The sequence below is a fragment of the Pseudomonas rhizoryzae genome (assembly GCF_005250615.1).
In the GTDB taxonomy this organism is placed as follows: domain Bacteria; phylum Pseudomonadota; class Gammaproteobacteria; order Pseudomonadales; family Pseudomonadaceae; genus Chryseomonas; species Chryseomonas rhizoryzae.
In genome coordinates this window covers 19851-37329 of sequence record NZ_SULM01000022.1, presented here as the reverse complement: position 1 = coordinate 37329, position 17479 = coordinate 19851, and the positions used below count along the sequence as shown (strand labels likewise).

Annotated in this window: 15 protein-coding genes and 3 tRNA genes; 7 read left to right on the top strand and 11 right to left on the bottom strand. The window is 64.4% G+C overall.

What is annotated here, in order from left to right; all coding sequences use genetic code 11:
- From FAZ11_RS23670 to FAZ11_RS23640, 7 genes are all read right to left on the bottom strand, one after another.
- On the bottom strand, positions 1-167 hold a 167-nt coding region (locus FAZ11_RS23670), incomplete at its 3' end, for a GTP-binding protein (protein WP_241667494.1).
- 83 nt (positions 168-250) lie between these two features.
- Positions 251-326, bottom strand: a tRNA-Thr gene (locus tag FAZ11_RS23665).
- 20 nt (positions 327-346) lie between these two features.
- Positions 347-420, bottom strand: a tRNA-Gly gene (locus tag FAZ11_RS23660).
- 23 nt (positions 421-443) lie between these two features.
- Positions 444-528: transfer RNA gene (locus tag FAZ11_RS23655), tRNA-Tyr, on the bottom strand.
- A 218-nt stretch (positions 529-746) separates the two neighbouring features.
- Positions 747-2288, bottom strand: a complete 1542-nt coding sequence (locus tag FAZ11_RS23650) for a phosphoenolpyruvate carboxykinase (protein WP_058772832.1) — start codon at positions 2286-2288, stop codon at positions 747-749.
- A gap of 104 nt (positions 2289-2392) precedes the next feature.
- Positions 2393-3286: an Hsp33 family molecular chaperone HslO gene (gene hslO / locus FAZ11_RS23645; RefSeq protein WP_058772831.1), complete on the bottom strand. Its 894-nt coding sequence runs from the start codon at positions 3284-3286 to the stop codon at positions 2393-2395.
- Positions 3287-3388: 102 nt separating this feature from the next.
- A complete protein-coding gene (locus tag FAZ11_RS23640; RefSeq protein WP_240043642.1) occupies positions 3389-3802 on the bottom strand; it encodes an RNA-binding S4 domain-containing protein in 414 nt (137 codons plus the stop codon).
- Positions 3803-3889: 87 nt separating this feature from the next.
- Between FAZ11_RS23640 and rimA the strand changes: the two genes are divergently transcribed.
- From rimA to rimK, 3 genes are read left to right on the top strand one after another with little or no spacing between them, the layout of a single operon-like run.
- Positions 3890-4666 carry a S6 modification regulatory phosphodiesterase RimA gene (gene rimA, locus FAZ11_RS23635; protein WP_058761528.1) on the top strand — a complete coding sequence of 259 codons (777 nt, stop codon included), beginning with the start codon at positions 3890-3892 and terminating at the stop codon, positions 4664-4666.
- A gap of 15 nt (positions 4667-4681) precedes the next feature.
- Positions 4682-5158: a retropepsin-like aspartic endopeptidase RimB gene (gene rimB / locus FAZ11_RS23630; protein ID WP_058761527.1), complete on the top strand. Its 477-nt coding sequence runs from the start codon at positions 4682-4684 to the stop codon at positions 5156-5158.
- Positions 5155-6060 carry a 30S ribosomal protein S6--L-glutamate ligase gene (rimK, locus tag FAZ11_RS23625; RefSeq protein ID WP_058761526.1) on the top strand — a complete coding sequence of 302 codons (906 nt, stop codon included), beginning with the start codon at positions 5155-5157 and terminating at the stop codon, positions 6058-6060. Before rimB ends, rimK begins: the two co-directional genes overlap by 4 nt.
- 149 nt (positions 6061-6209) lie before the next feature.
- Here the strand turns inward: rimK and FAZ11_RS23620 are convergent, their stop codons facing one another.
- On the bottom strand, positions 6210-7529 hold the full coding sequence (locus FAZ11_RS23620) for a HAMP domain-containing histidine kinase (protein ID WP_058772829.1): 1320 nt from the start codon (positions 7527-7529) through the stop codon (positions 6210-6212).
- Positions 7530-7667: 138 nt separating this feature from the next.
- Between FAZ11_RS23620 and FAZ11_RS23615 the strand changes: the two genes are divergently transcribed.
- A complete protein-coding gene (locus FAZ11_RS23615; RefSeq protein ID WP_058772828.1) occupies positions 7668-8540 on the top strand; it encodes an undecaprenyl-diphosphate phosphatase in 873 nt (290 codons plus the stop codon).
- A 40-nt stretch (positions 8541-8580) separates the two neighbouring features.
- Here FAZ11_RS23615 and ompR read toward each other — a convergent pair whose 3' ends face one another.
- Positions 8581-9315: an osmolarity response regulator transcription factor OmpR gene (gene ompR, locus FAZ11_RS23610; RefSeq protein ID WP_058761523.1), complete on the bottom strand. Its 735-nt coding sequence runs from the start codon at positions 9313-9315 to the stop codon at positions 8581-8583.
- A 175-nt stretch (positions 9316-9490) separates the two neighbouring features.
- Here ompR and FAZ11_RS23605 point away from each other — a divergent pair, with 175 nt between their 5' ends.
- From FAZ11_RS23605 to gshA, 3 genes are all read left to right on the top strand, one after another.
- A complete protein-coding gene (locus FAZ11_RS23605; protein WP_058772827.1) occupies positions 9491-11809 on the top strand; it encodes a Tex family protein in 2319 nt (772 codons plus the stop codon).
- A 2-nt stretch (positions 11810-11811) separates the two neighbouring features.
- On the top strand, positions 11812-12195 hold the full coding sequence (locus FAZ11_RS23600; RefSeq protein WP_058761521.1) for a PaaI family thioesterase: 384 nt from the start codon (positions 11812-11814) through the stop codon (positions 12193-12195).
- Positions 12196-12406: 211 nt separating this feature from the next.
- Complete coding sequence (gene gshA / locus FAZ11_RS23595) at positions 12407-13984, top strand: glutamate--cysteine ligase (RefSeq protein WP_058772826.1); 1578 nt, start codon at positions 12407-12409, stop codon at positions 13982-13984.
- 831 nt (positions 13985-14815) lie between these two features.
- On the opposite strand, the gene argA is transcribed toward gshA, so the two are convergent.
- Positions 14816-16114 carry an amino-acid N-acetyltransferase gene (argA, locus tag FAZ11_RS23590; protein ID WP_058761519.1) on the bottom strand — a complete coding sequence of 433 codons (1299 nt, stop codon included), beginning with the start codon at positions 16112-16114 and terminating at the stop codon, positions 14816-14818.
- A gap of 163 nt (positions 16115-16277) precedes the next feature.
- On the bottom strand, positions 16278-17435 hold the full coding sequence (gene argE, locus FAZ11_RS23585) for an acetylornithine deacetylase (RefSeq protein WP_058772825.1): 1158 nt from the start codon (positions 17433-17435) through the stop codon (positions 16278-16280).
- Positions 17436-17479: the final 44 nt, after the last annotated feature.

The following is a 17479-nucleotide window of genomic DNA, read 5'->3' as shown; positions in this document are numbered from 1 at the left end:
TCTTCCGGCGCGTTGTCGATCTGGTCGAAACCACGAGCGGAACCGCCCCAGGTGTCGGCACAGACTTTGGTCAGCGCTGCGGTCAGAGTGGTCTTGCCATGGTCAACGTGACCGATGGTGCCCACGTTCAGGTGCGGTTTGTTACGTTCAAACTTTTCTTTAGCCATCGACACTCTCTCCCTTCACGAATTGAGCAAAGCAATGCCGCCATTAAAACAAAGGCAGATATTTTCATATCTGCCTTTTAAGATGGAGCTCATGAGCGGATTTGAACCGCTGACCTCACCCTTACCAAGGGTGTGCTCTACCAACTGAGCTACATGAGCGAAACATTTGCCAGTCAAACTGGAGCGGGTAGCGGGAATCGAACCCGCATCATCAGCTTGGAAGGCTGAGGTTCTACCACTGAACTATACCCGCAGAGCCTTAACGCTCTAGCAATCTGGTGGAGGGGGAAGGATTCGAACCTTCGAAGTCTGCGACGTCAGATTTACAGTCTGATCCCTTTGGCCACTCGGGAACCCCTCCAAAGTGAGGCGGCATTTTCTTCATCTGCCCTCCCCTTGTCAAGGATCTTTTTAAAATCTCCTTAACAATCAGTGCTTTCGCTTCGCACCTTGGCGTTATCAGCGAAAGCGGGCGCAGTTTATGCAACGACGCCCAAGCATGCAACCCCCAAATGCAAAAAAAGCTTAAAAAACAAAGGCCGCCTTGAAGGCGGCCTTTGTTTACAGGCGAACCCCTTGTTACAACTGGGGACCAGCCGCCCGGATGGCCTCGGAGATACCGGAGAACTTCTTGAAGTTCTCGACGAACTTGCCGGCCAGCTCACGCGCAGCCGCATCGTAGGCCTCGCCGTCCTGCCAGGTATCACGGGGATTGAGCAGGACGCTGTCCACGCCAGGCACGGCGACCGGAACGTCGAGGTTGATCACCGGCACGTGACGGGTTTCGGCCCCTATGAGCGCACCGCTCTGGATGGCAGCGATCACCGCACGGGTGGTCGGGATGTTGAAGCGCTTGCCTACGCCGTAGCCGCCACCGGTCCAGCCGGTATTGACCAGATAGACCTTGGAGCCGAAGCCCTGGATACGCTTGATCAGCAGATCGGCGTATTCAGCCGCGGGACGCGGGAAGAAGGGCGCACCGAAGCAGGTGGAGAAGGTGGACTTGATGCCGGGACCCGAGCCCATCTCGGTCGAACCGACCAGGGCGGTATAACCGGACAGGAAGTGGTAGGCCGCCTGCTCATTATTAAGGATGGAGACGGGAGGCAGCACGCCCGTGAGGTCGCAGGTCAGGAAGATGACGGCATTGGGCTCGCCACCCAGGTTGTGCTCGGCACGCTTGTCGATCAGCTCGCGCGGATAGGCGGCACGGCTGTTCTGGGTCAGGCTGTCGTCGGCGTAGTTCGGCTGACGGGTCTGCGGATCGAGGACCACGTTCTCCAGGACGGCGCCGAACTGGATGGCCTTCCAGATGACCGGTTCGTTCTTCTCGGACAGGTCGATGCACTTGGCGTAGCAGCCGCCTTCCATATTGAAGACGGTACCCACGCCCCAGCCGTGCTCGTCGTCACCGATGAGGTAGCGGCTCTGGTCGGCGGACAGGGTGGTCTTGCCGGTGCCGGACAGACCGAAGAACAGGGTGACATCCCCTTCTTCGCCCACGTTGGCAGCGCAATGCATCGGCAGCACGTCCTTTTCCGGCAGCAGGAAGTTCTGCACGGAAAACATGGCTTTCTTCATTTCGCCCGCGTAGCGCATGCCGGCGATCAGCACCTTGCGTGCCGCGAAGTTGATGATGACGGTACCGTCGGAATTGGTGCCGTCACGCTCGGGCTCGCAGACGAAATGCGGGGCGTTGATGATCTCCCAGGCCGGCTTGGACTGGGGATTGTATTCAGCCGGATTGATGAACAGGCAGCGACCGAACAGGTTATGCCAGGCCGTTTCGGTACGCATGATGACGGGCAGGTAGTGCTCGACATCGGCACCTACATGCACATGGGAAACGAATTGATCGCGCTCGTCCAGGTAAGCACTGACGCGTTCCCACAGCGGAGCGAACTTCTCCTCCGGAAAAGGCCGGTTGATCGGCCCCCAATGGATGGCAGCGCGCGTGGAGGCCTCTTCGACGATAAAGCGATCAACCGGCGAACGCCCCGTGCGATGCCCGGTCCTGACGACCAGCGAGCCGTTGTCGGCCAGCTCTCCCTCGCCGCGCCGCAGGGATTCTTCCACTAGCTGAGCGACGCTGATATCGGTATACACGTTGGCTTTCGTCATTTCGTTCCCCATGGCCCTGGGCCGTTCCTCATGCTTGTAGTTCTTACACGGCAGAACTACACGTTGCGGGATTATGCCAGAAAGCCTTTGGGCAATTGCAACGGTTAGTGGCGGGTATTTCCCGGCGTTTGCGTGCCGCCGCCCGCAAAAATCTGCGCGATATCGGCGGCGTCGAACACCTGCTGTTCATTGCAAAACTGACAATCGACCCGAATTTTGCCCTGCTGTTCGTCGAGCAGGGTCTCGACCTCCGGGCGGCCCATGCTGACCAAGGCATTGGCGGCGCGATCACGCGAGCAGCTGCAGTTGAATGCCACGCCCTGCTCGTCAAACAGGCGCACGGTTTCCTCATGAAACAGCCGATGCAGGATCACTTCGTTGTCCAGCCCCAGCAATTCTTCCGCGGTCAGGGTATCGGCCAGGGTAACCACATGCTCCCAGCTGTCCTGGCGCGCCTGGGCATCCTTGATGCGCGCTGGCGGAAGCTGCTGGAGCAGCAGACCACGCGCCCGACGGCCATCGGCGTTCAGCCAGAAGCGGGTGGGCAGTTGTTCGGAGGTGGCGAAATAGCCAGACAGGCATTCGGCGAGGTTGGCGCCTTCAAGAGGTACGATCCCCTGGTAGCGCTGGCCGTGACGCGGATCTATGGTCAAGGCCAGCACACCGTCCGGCATGAGTTCGCCAAGGGACGCGGAGGCGCTGATCGCCTCCTCTTCGTAACGGGCGATGCCGCGCACCTCGCGCTCACTGGAGCATTCGACCATCAGTAACGGGATGGGACCGCTGGAGCGCGCCTGGAGCACGAGCAGCCCTTCGAACTTGAGAGTGCCGCACAACAGCGCCGCTGCCGCCAGCATCTCGCCCAGCAATTGGGCGACCGGCTCGGGATAGGGATGCTTGGCCAGCACCTCGGCGTAGCTGCGATCCAAGGTGGCCAGTTCGCCGCGGACGTCGGTTTCGTCGAACAGGAAACGCTGGGTGAAATCGTGGGAAGTCATGAACTACCTATATAAAGAGGGAAGGACGCAGGCCTTGCCCGGGTGGCCCAGGGCAAGACGGAGGAGCGGGCCTTCGAAAGGATCCAGCGAGCGGCGCTCGACTCAGTCGTCGAACGGATGGACGTACTCGCGAAATTGGTGAATCTGGCGGCGTTGTTTCTTGGTCGGACGGCCGTCGGTTTGCAGGCCAAGGTTGCCGGCCTTGCGTTCCGCCGTCGCTTGCTCGCGCGCCTTGATGCTTTCTGGCGTTTCCGCATAGAGCTGCTGAGCCTCGGGGGCTCCCCGACGATCCTGGGACAGGGCGATGATCACTACGGTCTTTTCGTCATAGCCCTGGCGGATGGTGAGAATATCCCCTATGCGCGGCTCCTTGCTGGGCTTGCAGCGCTCGCCACGACATTGAACCTTGCCCCCCTCGAGCGCCGCCTTGGCCAGCGCACGGGTCTTGAAAAAACGCGCGGCCCATAGCCATTTATCAAGGCGCATCCGTTCTTCAGTGTGATCTACTGCATGCATCGAATAAAAAGTCCCCTGCTGGGTCTTAGACTCTTCTTTGAACTCTAAACCATCGGACCCACGCTGCAAGCGCGCCCCCGGAGAGCCATGACCACATTCTTTCCTGCCGATCTGACCGGCCAGACCCGCTGTGCGGGTTGCCAGCAATCGGAGCCCCTGGGATTCGAGTTCGACTTCGCCTACCAGCCGATCGTGGACCTGGGCAAAGGCGACGTCTTCGCCCGCGAAGCCCTGGTGCGCGGACCGAACGGCGAAGGTGCGCTCTCGGTACTCAATCAAGTGACCGACAGCAACAGGTATCGCTTCGACCAGCTCTGCCGCACCAAGGCGATTGCCACCGCGGCAACCCTGGGCCTGCAGGAGAGCCTGTCGATCAATTTCCTACCCAATGCCGTCTATCGCCCGGAACTCTGCATTCGCAGCACCCTGGCCGCCGCTCGTGAACATGCCTTTCCGCTGGAGCGGCTGATCTTCGAGACGGTGGAGACGGAGCATGTCGCCAGCAACCACCTGACGCACATCCTGCGCGAGTATCAGCAATTCGGTTTCAAGACCGCCATCGACGACTTCGGCGCCGGTCATTCCGGCCTGACGCTACTGGCCGACTTCCAGCCGGATCTGGTCAAGCTAGATATGGCGTTGATCCGCGCCATCGATCAGGATCGCATTCGCCGCACCATCGTGCGTAACGTCATCACCATGTGCAACGAACTGGGTACCCAGGTGGTGGCCGAAGGCGTGGAAACCATCGCGGAGCGCGACTGCCTGCGCGACCTCGGCATCGATCTGATGCAAGGCTATCTCTTCGCCAAACCGGCCTTCAAACAGCTCATTGATCCGCAACATTTAGGCGGAGGGCACTGATTTCAAGGAGCAGCGATGAGCAATTCTGCCGAACTGGCCATCATCGGACTGAGTGAATGGGTGGCGCTGCCAGATCTTGGCGTGGTAGGCCTCAGAGCCAAGATCGACACCGGAGCCGCCACCTCGGCCCTGCATGCGACGGAAGTTCAGCCGTTCATGCGCGGCAAGGAGCGTTGGGTGAGATTCACCGTGCACCTGGGCACCCTGGTCCAGTCGCGACACCGCCATTGCGAAGCGCCGCTCGTAGCGAAAAAGACCATTCGTAGCTCCAACGGCATCGCCCAGACCCGCTATGTCATCCGTACCCTGCTGGCCCTGGGCGAGCGGCAGTGGCCGGTGGAGTTCACTCTGGCCTGCCGCAAGAGCATGCGCTATCGCATGCTGCTCGGATCCAAGGCGCTGATCGAAGGTGGCTTGTTGGTGAATCCCGCCGTCTCCTATGCGCAAGCCAAACCCCTGTTGTCCCTTACTCCGGCCTCCGGTGCCCCATGAAAATCGCCGTTCTCTCGCGTAATCCCAATCTGTACTCCACCCGGCGCCTGGTCGAGGCCGGCGTCAACCGCGGTCACGAGGTGGTGGTGGTCGACACCTTGCGCGCGTACATGAACATCGCCAGCCACAAACCCCAGATCCACTATCGCGGCAAACCCCTGGAGGGCTTCGATGCGGTCATCCCGCGTATTGGCGCTTCGGTAACCTTCTACGGTTGCGCGGTGCTGCGCCAATTCGAGATGCAGGGGGTCTTCCCGCTTAACGAAAGCGTGGCCATCAGCCGCTCGCGGGACAAGCTGCGCTCGCTGCAACTGCTTTCGCGCAAGGGCATCGGCCTGCCGGTGACCGGCTTCGCCCATTCGCCGGACGATGTGCCGGACCTGATTCAAATGGTCAATGGCGCGCCGCTGGTGATCAAGGTGCTGGAGGGCACCCAGGGCATCGGGGTGGTGCTGTGCGAGACCGAAAAGGCCGCCGAGTCGGTGATCGAAGCCTTCATGGGACTCAAGCAGAACATCATGGTGCAGGAGTACATCCGTGAGGCGGGCGGCGCGGACATTCGCTGCTTCGTGGTGGGCGACAAGGTGATCGCGGCGATGAAGCGCCAGGCGGCGCCGGGCGAGTTTCGCTCGAACCTGCACCGGGGTGGAACGGCGAGTCTGATCAAGATTACCCCCGAAGAACGCATGACCGCCTTGCGCGCCGCCCGGGCCATGGGCCTGAGCGTGGCCGGGGTGGATATCCTGAGATCCAATCACGGGCCGCTGGTGATGGAGGTGAATTCCTCGCCCGGTCTGGAGGGTATCGAGCAGACCACCGGCAAGGACGTGGCCGGGATCATCATCGAGTACCTGGAAAAGAACGCCGAGCCGGGGCTGACGCGGACCAAGGGCAAGGGTTGAGGCTCTAGCTTGTTTGGTCGGGCTGCGCTGGTGGCTCGCCCAACCTACCTTCTGATAAATCGCATATGAGACCGATGCTGGAGTTGCTCAGCTAGGTCCCACTATCGCGGCCATGGGCCGCTCCTACAGAGTGCAAGCAGCATCCGGCGTCAGCTGGCGCTGCGGGGGAGCAGCAGCCCCAGGGGCAGCAGCACCCGGGCTTCCACCCCTCCCCCTTCGCGATTGCGCAGTTCGGCGCTGCCGCCGTGCTGCGCGGCAATGCGCTTGACGATGGCCAGCCCCAGACCCGAACCGCTGACGGTGCGGGCGCGATTGCCGCGGGTGAAGGGATTGAAGATTTCCTGCAGATCCTTGGGATCGATGCCGGGACCGCGATCCATCACGCTCAGGGCGACATAGGGTGCAGTGGCGGACCCCGCCACCTGGCCTACCACTTCGATACCGCCACCGCCGCCATGGCGCAGGGCGTTCTCCACCAGGTTGGTCAGCAAGCGCTTGAAGGAGATGCGGCGTACCGGCAGCGGTGGCAGGACATCCAGATTGAGTCTGACCCGCTCGGTCTCCTGGTTGTAGGGCGCGACCACCTGGCGGGCCAATTCGTTGATGTTGGTCAGCTCCTGGGGCTCGTCTCGGCCGTCACGAACGAAGGCGAGGAATTGGTCGAGGATGGCGTTCATGTCCTCGATGTCGCGGATCATGTCCTCGGCTTCTTCGCGCTCGGCGGGCGGCATCAGCTCCACCGCCAGGCGCAGTCGGGTCAGCGGCGTGCGCAGGTCGTGGGAGACGCCGGCGAGCATGAGTTCGCGCTCGCGCCCGGCCTGCTCGACGTCTTCGGCCATCTGGTTGAAGGCGTGGTAGACGTCCTGGATCTCACTGGGCGCATCGGTCTCGGGCAGGCGGACGCTGCGACCCTTGCCCAGTTCGCGCGCGGCGAGCACCAGACGGCGTAGCGGCTGGTTGAGTTGCCGGACGAAGACCCAGGCAGCGCCGGTGGACAATACGCCGATACCGAAGAACCAGCCGAGTACGCTCCAGATATGCTGGCCGCGCAGCGGATGGGCCATGAGCGGGATCTTGATCCAATCCGGGCCCAGGCTCGGCGCCAGCACCCACATGGCCGGGCCGTGCTGGACGCGCACCCGTACCTCGGTGTTTTCGCCCAGCTCCTGCTTCATCTGGCGCTCGAAAATCTCGCTGTAGGGCCAGTGGTACTCCCCTGCCGGTACGGTTTCCGGCGACTCGTAACGCAGCCCCGCGGCCTGGGCGATACGTGGCCGCTCGGCTTCCGGAGTTGCCCAGTAGGCCTTGAGCGTCAGGGCCGCACCGTGGCTGTACTGGCGGTCGACCAGGACATCTTCGTTGAGCAGCAGATAGACCAGGGTCAGCGCCTTGGAGAAGAGCACCGCGAGCAGGACCATCCACAGCGAGCGGGCGAAGAAACTCTGGGGAAACCAGCTGGGCGCCTTCATCGAGCAAAATTCCTTGGCGAAACGGCGCGAAAGCCATCACAACCTCTGGCGATGCGCGGTCCAGATAGACAACCAAACAGAGAAACATTCGGATACATTTGTTCGTCCATTCTTTCCCTTCAACCTGGAGTTTCTCTCGTGTCCGACATCTGCCAGACCGGCCTGGACATCGGCTTCGCCTCGCTCAGCTACGCCCAGATCGCCTTTCTCGGCGTGGTGCAGGGTATCACCGAGCTGCTACCCATATCGTCGACAGCGCACATGCGGGTGGTGCCCGCCCTGCTCGGCTGGCGCGATCCCGGCTCGGCCTTTTCCGCGGCCATGCAGATGGCGGCCCTGGCCGCGGTGATCAGCTATTTCTGGCGGGATGTCAGCGGGGTGACCCGCGGCAGCCTCGCCGCAGTGCGCCAGCGTGACTTCGACAGCCCGGACTTTCTCTTGGCCGTGATGATCGTGCTGGCGACCATTCCCATCTGTGTCGCCGGCTTACTGCTGGCCCCTCTGCTCAACGCCTGCGACTCGCCGCTACGCGGCCTCAGCGTCATCGGCTATGCCTGCCTGGGCATGGCGGTGTTGTTGGCCCTAGCGGAGCGCATCTGCCGGCACAACAGGGACATCTCGCAGATGCGTCTGCGCGATGCCTTGATCGTGGGGATTGCCCAGGTCGGCGCCTTGATCCCGGGCGTGTCCCGCTCCGGCTCGACGCTGACCGCGGCCATGTTCCTCAACCTGCGTCGCGAGGAAGCCGCGCGCTTTTCCTTCCTGCTGGGTCTGCCGGCCATTGCCCTGGCGGGACTGAAGGAGTTGGTGGTGCTCTGGCATGCGCACATCCCGACGCAGGCCTGGTCGCTGTTGCTGGTGGGACTGGTGGTGGCGAGCCTGTCGGCCTTCGCTGCGATCTGGGGCCTGATGCGTTTTCTCGAACGCTTCTCGACCTGGCCCTTCATCATCTATCGCGCGCTGCTGGGGATCTTCCTGCTGGTGGGCGTGCATCAGGGGCTATTCGCTTAAGCCTCTGCCCAGCCGGGGCGCAATGCCCCGGCTGCCCGCCCTATTTGCCGGCGCCGTCCGGCACGAAGACGTAGCCCACGCCCCAGACGGTCTGGATATAGCGCGGCTTGGACGGATCGGGTTCGATCATCCGCCGCAGGCGGGATATCTGGACGTCGATGGAGCGCTCCAGGGCATCCCACTCGCGGCCACGGGCCAGGTTCATCAGCTTGTCGCGGGTCAGCGGTTCGCGGGCGTGATCGACCAGCGCCTTGAGCACAGCGAATTCGCCGGTGGTGAGCATATGGGTCTCTTCGCCACGCTTGAGCTCGCGGGTGGCCAGGTGCAGGGCGTAATCGCCGAAGGTCACCACATCGTCGGTACCGGCGGGGGCACCGGGCACCACGGGGGCCTGGCGGCGCAACACGGCCTTGATGCGGGCCACCAGCTCCAGTGGATTGAACGGCTTGGCCAGGTAGTCGTCGGCGCCCTGGTCGAGGCCCTGAATCCGGCTGCCTTCGTCGCCCTTGGCGGTCAGCATGATGATGGGAATGCGATTGCCGCTTTCACGCAGGCGACCACAGGCGGAGAGGCCGTCTTCGCCGGGCATCATCAGATCGAGGACGACCAAATTGAAGACTTCGCGGGCCAGCAGGCGGTCCATCTGCTCGGCGCTTTCGACGGTGCGGACGCGATAACCCTGTTCGGCCAGAAAGCGCTCCAAAAGGCGGCGCAGCCGGGCGTCGTCGTCGACGACCAGGATCTTTTCACCTTCTGGGGCAGCGGTGGTGCTCATAACGTCTCCTTGTGATCTAGCACTGGATTATGCCGTAGGCCATTCGACCGCGGCGTTGGGCCATTGTTAGCAGATTTTGCCCGGCGACGGGCGACGGTGGCGGCGCAGGAAGCGGCGGCCCGACGGGCTCGGGTATACTGCCGCCCGCTTTTTCTCGTGCAAGCCAGGTAGCCCGATGGATATCAATAGCCGCATCGCCGAAGAGCTCGGCGCCCGCCCGCAACAGGTCGCCGCCGCCGTGGCCCTGCTCGACGAAGGGTCCACCGTGCCCTTCATCGCCCGTTACCGCAAGGAAGTCACCGGCAGCCTGGACGACACCCAGCTGCGTCATCTCGAAGAGCGCCTGCGCTATCTGCGCGAGCTGGAAGAGCGCCGCGCGGCGGTGCTGGCCAGCATTGAGGAACAGGGCAAGCTGACGCCCGAGCTGGCCCGCGAGATCAATCTGGCCGACACCAAGACGCGCCTGGAAGACCTCTACCTGCCCTACAAGCAGAAGCGTCGCACCAAGGGCCAGATCGCCCTGGAAGCCGGCCTCGGCCCGCTGGCCGAAGCGCTGCTGGGCGATCCGACGCTGACGCCGGAGACCGAAGCAGCCGCCTACGTCGACGCGGACAAGGGCGTAGCCGACGTCAAGGCCGCCCTGGAAGGCGCCAAGTACATCCTGATGGAGCGTTTCGCCGAGGACGCCGATCTGCTGGCGCGACTGCGTGGCGTGCTGCAGCAGGACGCCATCCTCAGCGCCCGCCTGATCCCCGGCAAGGAGACCGAGGGCGCCAAGTTCAGCGATTACTTCGAGCACGACGAGCCCTTCAAGGCGGTGCCCTCGCACCGCGCCCTGGCGATCTTCCGTGGGCGCAACGAAGGCATCCTCAGCGCCGCGCTCAAGCTCGGCGAAGAAGGCCCCGGTATTGCCCACCCCTGCGAAGGGCTGATCGCCGTGCACTTCGGGCTGAAGAACGCAGGCCGCGCCGCGGACAAGTGGCTGGCCGAGGTGGTACGCTGGACCTGGAAGGTCAAGCTCTACACCTCCCTGGAAACCGACCTGCTCGGTGAGTTGCGCGAAAAGGCCGAGGACGAGGCCATCGCGGTGTTCGCCCGCAACCTGCACGACCTGCTCTTGGCCGCGCCGGCCGGCCCGCGCACCACCCTGGCGCTGGATCCGGGTCTGCGCACCGGCTGCAAGGTGGCGGTGGTGGATGCCACCGGCAAGCTGCTGGCCACCGACACCGTCTACCCGCACGCACCGAAGAACCAGTGGGACCAGACCCTGGCCACCCTCGGCGTGCTCTGCACCAAGCACGGCGTCGACCTGATCGCCATCGGCAACGGCACCGCCAGCCGCGAGACCGACAAGCTGGCCGGCGAGCTGATCCGCAAGTATCCCGGCCTGGGGCTGACCAAGGTGATGGTCAGCGAGGCCGGCGCCTCGGTGTACTCCGCCTCGGAACTGGCCGCCCGGGAATTCCCCGAACTGGACGTGTCCCTGCGGGGCGCCGTATCCATCGCCCGGCGTCTGCAGGATCCGCTGGCCGAGCTGGTGAAGATCGAGCCCAAGTCCATCGGCGTCGGCCAGTACCAGCACGACGTCTCCCAGCTCAAGCTAGCGCGCAGCCTGGACGCCGTGGTGGAAGACTGCGTGAACGCCGTGGGCGTGGACGTGAACACCGCATCCGCCGCCCTGCTGGCGCGCATCTCCGGCCTGAACGCCACCCTGGCGCAGAACATCGTGCAGTTCCGCGATGCCAACGGCGCCTTCGCCACCCGTGACGCCCTGAAGAAGGTGCCGCGCCTGGGCGATAAGACCTTCGAGCAGGCCGCGGGCTTCCTACGCGTCATGAGCGGCGCCAATCCGCTGGACGCCTCGGCGGTGCACCCGGAGACCTATCCGCTGGTGCAACGCATCGCCGCCGACACTGGCCGCGACATCCGCTCGCTGATTGGCGACTCGGGCTTCCTCAAGCGGCTGGACCCGAAGACATTCACCGACGAGACCTTCGGCCTGCCGACGGTGACCGACATCCTCAAGGAACTGGACAAGCCCGGCCGCGACCCGCGCCCGGAGTTCAAGACCGCGGTGTTCCAGGATGGCGTGGAAAAGCTCTCCGACCTCAAGCCCGGCATGGTACTCGAGGGCGTCATCACCAACGTCACCAACTTCGGTGCCTTCGTCGACATCGGCGTGCACCAGGACGGCCTGGTGCACATCAGCGCCCTGTCGGAGAAGTTCGTCAAGGACCCCTACGAGGTGGTCAAGGCGGGGGACATCGTCAAGGTCAAGGTGATGGAAGTGGACGTGCCGCGTAATCGCGTGGGGCTGTCCATGCGCATGGGCGATACTCCCGGCGAGAAGGTCGAGGGCAAGCCCGGCGGCCAGGCCCGCACTGGCAGCGGCAAACCCCGCGCCGACAAGGGCGCGCCGCGGCAGACGCAACCGGCGCCGGCCAATAACGCCATGGCATCGCTGTTCGCCAATGCCAAGCAACTGAGGAAGTGAACATGAGTGGTTCTCCCGTAGGTAAGGACAGTGCCTTCAGCAGTCTGCTGGGCATGACCATCCACAAGGCCGAGCAGGGCGAATCCGAGGTGCGCATGAGCGTGCAGGACCAGCTCATCAATCTGCACGGCAAGCTGCACGGTGGCGCCCTTTTTTCGCTGATCGACACCGCCCTGGGCCAGGCCAGCCACAGCCTGTTCGACGGCCGGCCCGGTAGCGTGACCCTGGAGTGCAAGGTCAACTACGTGCGTGGCGTGAGCGAAGGTGAATTGGTCTGCCATGCCCGAGTGATCCATCCGGGCCGCAAGACCCATGTGTTGGAAGCCAAGGTGCATCAGGGCGACAAACTGATCGCCCTGGCCCAGGCGACCTTCGCCTGCCTGTGACCGGCTAGACCAGGCGCTGGCAGGGTGACGCATATCGCCCTTTGCCGGCGCCTGAGCTACGCTGGGAGCCAACTGAGCGGGTTGCGGTCTGAGGCTTGAACCCGGACCGCGGCAGTGACTGCTGCCGCCCCGCATCGGCCCTGGCCGAGCCCCCTATTTCAGTCGGTTTCTTCTACCCTGCCCGGGGCGAGTACCGCCAAAGGAAGTCAACTTGAGCGATATCCTGTCCCGCCGCCTGGCGCTGCTCGGCGCTGATCCCCGTCTTCTGGCCGAATGCCTGCACGGCATCGAACGTGAGGCCCTGCGCATCGACGCCCAGGGCGACCTGTCCCAACGTCCTCATCCGCGGGCACTGGGCTCGGCTCTGACCCATCCGCAGATCACCACGGACTATTCCGAGGCGCTGCTGGAATTCATCACCCCCACCGGCACCCATACCCCCGAGGTGCTGGAGGCGCTGGACCGGGTACACCGCGCCGCGGTGGCCCAGCTCGACGGCGAGCGGATCTGGAGCGGTTCGATGCCCTGCGCCCTGCCGGCCGAGGAGCAGATCCCCATCGCCGACTACGGCAGTTCCAACATTGGCCGGCTCAAGCACGTCTATCGCCGCGGCCTGGCGCTGCGCTACAGCCGCACCATGCAGTGCATCGCCGGCATCCACTACAACTTCTCCCTGCCGGAAGCGGCCTGGGAGTTGCTACGCCAGTCCGAAGGTGACGCCCGAGATGCCCGCGACTACCAGTCGGCGCGCTACATCGCCCTGATCCGTAACTTCCGCCGCTACAGCTGGCTGCTGATGTACCTGTTCGGCGCCTCGCCGGCGCTGGATATCGGCTTCCTACGGGGCCGGCCGCACCAGTTGCAGACCCTGGACGAGCGGACCCTGTACCTGCCCTATGCCACCAGCCTGCGCATGAGCGACCTGGGCTACCAGAGCAACGCCCAGGCCAGCCTGACGCCGGACTACAACGACCTGACCACCTACACCGAAAGCCTAAGGCGCGCGGTGGGTACGCCCTATCCGCCCTATGCGGAGATCGGCACCCACCAGGACGGCGAGTGGGTGCAGCTCAACACCAACATCCTGCAGATCGAGAACGAGTACTACGCCACCATCCGTCCGAAGCGGGTCACCCGCAGCGGCGAGCGCCCCGTGCAGGCGCTGATGGCCCGTGGCGTGCAGTACATCGAGGTGCGCTGCCTGGACATCGACCCCTTCCTGCCGCTGGGGATCGATACCACCACCGCGCTCTTCCTCGATGCCTTCCTGCTCTATTGCGCCCTGGAAGGTAGCCCACCGCTCAATGGCGAGTGCAGCGAATGCACCGACAACTTCGCCAGCGTGGTGCGCGAAGGCCGCAAGCCGGGTCTACGCCTGCAACGCCATGGCGCCTCGGTGGCCATGATCGACTGGGCGGCAGAATTGCTTGACCAGATCGAACAGTGCGCCAAGGTGCTGGATGCCGGTCATGGTGGCGATGCCCATCGCCAGGCGGTCGTGGCACAACAGCAAAAATTCGCCGACGTCCGCCTCACACCCTCGGCGCGGATGCTGCAGGAGCTGCGCGAACGCGGTGAGAGCTTTGCCGAATTCGGGCTGCGGCAGAGCGAGGCCCATGCGGCCTATTTCGCCAGTCATCCGCTGAGCGAAGGCGAGCGGGAGGGTTATGCCGAGATGGCACGCCAGTCGCTGGAAGAGCAGGCGGAGATCGAGGCGGCGCCCCAGGGGGATTTCGATACCTTCGTGGCGGCGTATCAGGCGAGTATTTTGGGGACGATTGGGGTGTAGACAGGTAGGTTGGGCTGAGACGGCTTCATCGTCGAAGCCCAACGTTGCGGGGCTTCAAATTTACACTTTAGGTGAATGCGGCCTAGCTGATTATCGTGTTTTGCTGATGGCCCTTGTTTCGCCTTGTCGGCGACTCACTTTTCTTTGCTTGTGCAAAGAAAAGTAAGCAAAAGAAAGCACACCCCACGTTTCGGCCCTTCGCTGCGCTCCGGGTCCCCTCGTTCCGGCGCCGCTCCGGGGGCACGGCACGAAGGGGCATCCTGCCCCTCGCGCCTTGCTCGGCGTCCTGCCTCGCATCCCCCTCCACGACGCCTGCACTCGGCCTCACTGACGGGGCGGGGCGCCAGCCTGGGAGTCGTGTTTTCAGGGAGAACCTATAGCGGTTCGTAGCGTGGAAAACCGCACAGCGTTTTCCACAGGCGGGCACCTAAACCATCAGTGGACAAGGCTTCGCCGTTGTCCACGCTACTGGCTACGGGTTCTTCAACCGAAACTTTCAGGCTGGCGAATCGCCCCGTTCAGGAGGGCGAGCGCCAGTGTCGTGGAGGGGTCGAGCCGCAGGGATGCGGCGAGAGGTCCAGTGGGCCATGGACGGCCCATCTGGACCGACCCCGGAACGGCTCTGGCGTGAGCGGACCCGGAGCGCAGCGTAGGGCCGGATGGTCGGGGCAAGCGTTTTTGGTTACTTTTGTCCGGGGCGCGTAGCCGCGACTGGCAAAAGTGAGTCGCCCGGGTGGGCGAAACAAGAGGTATCAGCAGAGCAAGATAATCAACTGGGGCAGCCGGGTGTTGGGCTTCGCTCTCGCTCAGCCCAACCTACGTCAGTTGCCCCTACAGGCTCTTCTCGAAGATCTTCGAATTACGCTGGTAGTTGTACAGTGACGCCCGCGCCGCGGGTAGGCGTTCCACGCCGCTGGGCTCGAAGCCGCGTTCGCGGAACCAGTGGGCGGTCTTGGTGGTGAGCACGAACAGGGTGCTCAGGCCACGCTCGCGGGCGCGCTGCTCGATGCGCGCCAGCAAGGCGTCGCCACGGCCACCGTGGCGGTAGTCGGGATTGACCGCCAGGCAGGCCAGCTCGCCTGCCGCCGAATCGGCGATGGGATAGAGCGCCGCGCAGGCGATGATCAGGCCTTCGCGCTCGACGATGCTGAATTGCTCGATCTCCCGCTCCAGCACCTCGCGCGAGCGACGCACTAGGATGCCCTGCTCTTCCAGCGGACGGATCAGTTCCATCAGGCCGCCGACGTCGGCGATGGTCGCCTCGCGCAGGGTTTCAAAGGGCTCCTGGGCTACCAGAGTACCGCTGCCAGCGCGGGTGAAGAGTTCGGTGAGCAGGGCGCCGTCTTCGGCGTAGCCGACGATGTGGCAGCGCCGCACGCCGCCACGGGTGGCCTGGGCGGCGGCGTCGAGCAGTTCGGCCTGGTAGGAGCTGCCCAGGCGCGCCAGGTGGGTGGGGATCTGCTGCGGGCCGATCTCGCGGATCAGGGCGCCGTGTTCGTCCAGGAGGCCCGGCTCGGCGCCGTAAAGCACCAGCTTGTCGGCGCCCAGGTCGATGGCGGCACGCATGGCCACGTCTTCGCAAGCCAGGTTGAAGGTCTCACCGGTGGGGGAATAGCCCAGCGGCGAGAGCAGCACGATGGTGCGTTCGTCGAGCAGCCGGCCGATGCCGCGCCGGTCGATGCGGCGGACTTCGCCGGTGTGGTGGAAGTCGACGCCGTCCTGCACCCCCACCGGGCGCGCGGTGACCAGGTTGCCGCTGGCGACTCTCAGCCGCGAGCCCTGCATGGGCGAGGCGGCCATGTCCATGGATAGCCGCGCCTCGATGGCGCTGCGCAGGCTGCCGACCGCGTCGATCACGGCTTCCAGGGTCGGGCCGTCGGTGATGCGCAGGTCGTTGTAGAAGCGCGGCTCGATGCCGCGGGCGGCCAGGCGCGATTCGATCTGCGGACGCGAGCCATGGACCAGCACCAGGCGCACGCCGAGGCTATGCAGCAGGACGAGGTCGTGGACGATGTTGCCGAAGTTGGGATGGGCGACGCCATCGCCAGGCAGCATGACGACGAAGGTGGCGTCGCGGTGGGCATTGATGTAGGGCGAAGCGTGGCGGAGCCAGTTGACGTAGTCGTGCATCGAGACGGAAACCCTTGGCGAATGGACATGCAGGTGAGCGAAGGCAGGCAGGGTGTTCAGCGTCGTCGCAGCACGGGGGTTCCTCGAAGCGGGGCGGATGGGCAGGTACCAGTAGACCCGAGAGAGTTTACAAAAAGTCGCGCCAAGCGGCCGGGTCTATTCATCAGACGGCGACCGCTTCCGCCAGGCAGTAGTGGCGGATCAGTTGCTGCAGGAGGCTCACGGTCGGCGCGATCCGGGCCAGGTCTAGGTGTTCCTCGGGCTGATGGGCACAGCTGATGTCGCCCGGACCGAGCACCAGCACCTCCTGGGCGACCGCCTGCAGGTAGGGCGCCTCGGTGGCGAAGGCCACGGCATCGGCCTGGTGGCCAGTGAGGCGTTCGGCCAGCCGCACCAGTTCCGCCTCGGCTACCTGCTCGAAAGGTGGCACGGCGGGAAACAGCGGCTGGTAATCGATCTGTACCCCGAAGCGCTCGGCCAGCGGCAGCAGGCGACCGCGAATGGCGGCGCGCAAGACCTCAGGCTGCATACCCGGCAGCGGGCGCAGGTCGAATTCCAGGGCGCACTGGCCGCAGATGCGGTTGGGGTTGTCGCCACCGTGGATGCAGCCGAGGTTGAGGGTCGGCTGGGGCACCAGGAACAGCGGATTGCGGTACTCGCGCTGCCACTGGGCGCGCAGCTCGAGCAATTCGCCCATCACTGCCTGCATGGCTTCCAGGGCGCTGTGACCCAGGGTCGGGTCGGAGGAATGGCCGCTCTGGCCGAGGATGTCGATGCGCTCCATGAGGATGCCCTTGTGCAGGCGGATCGGCCGCAGCCCGGTCGGCTCGCCGATCACCGCGGCACGCCCCAGCGGCCGTCCGGCCTCGGCCAGAGCCCGGGCACCGTCCATGGAGGACTCTTCGTCGCAGGTGGCCAGGACGATCAGCGGCTGGCGCAGCTGCTGCCGGTCCAGGTCGCGCACGGCTTCGAGGATCAGCGCGAAGAAGCCCTTCATGTCGCAGCTGCCGAGGCCGTACCAGCGGTCGTCGGCCTCGCGCAGCCGCAGTGGATCGCTCTGCCAGAGGGCTTCGTCGTAGGGCACGGTGTCGGTGTGGCCGGCCAGCACCAGGCCACCGGGACCACTGCCCAGGGTGGCGATGAGGTTGAACTTGCCAGGCGCCACTGCCTGGGTCTCGCAGGCGAAGCCCAGGGTGCCGAACCAGTCGGCCAGGCGGGCGATGACGCCAGCGTTGGACTGGTCCAGCGCCGGCTGGGTGCAGCTCACCGAGCTTTCGGCGATGAGGGCGGCGAACAGCGGTTTCAACGCGGGCAAGGTCATGAGTCTCTCCTGGTCACGATTCCATCATGGCGCCATCCGCCCTG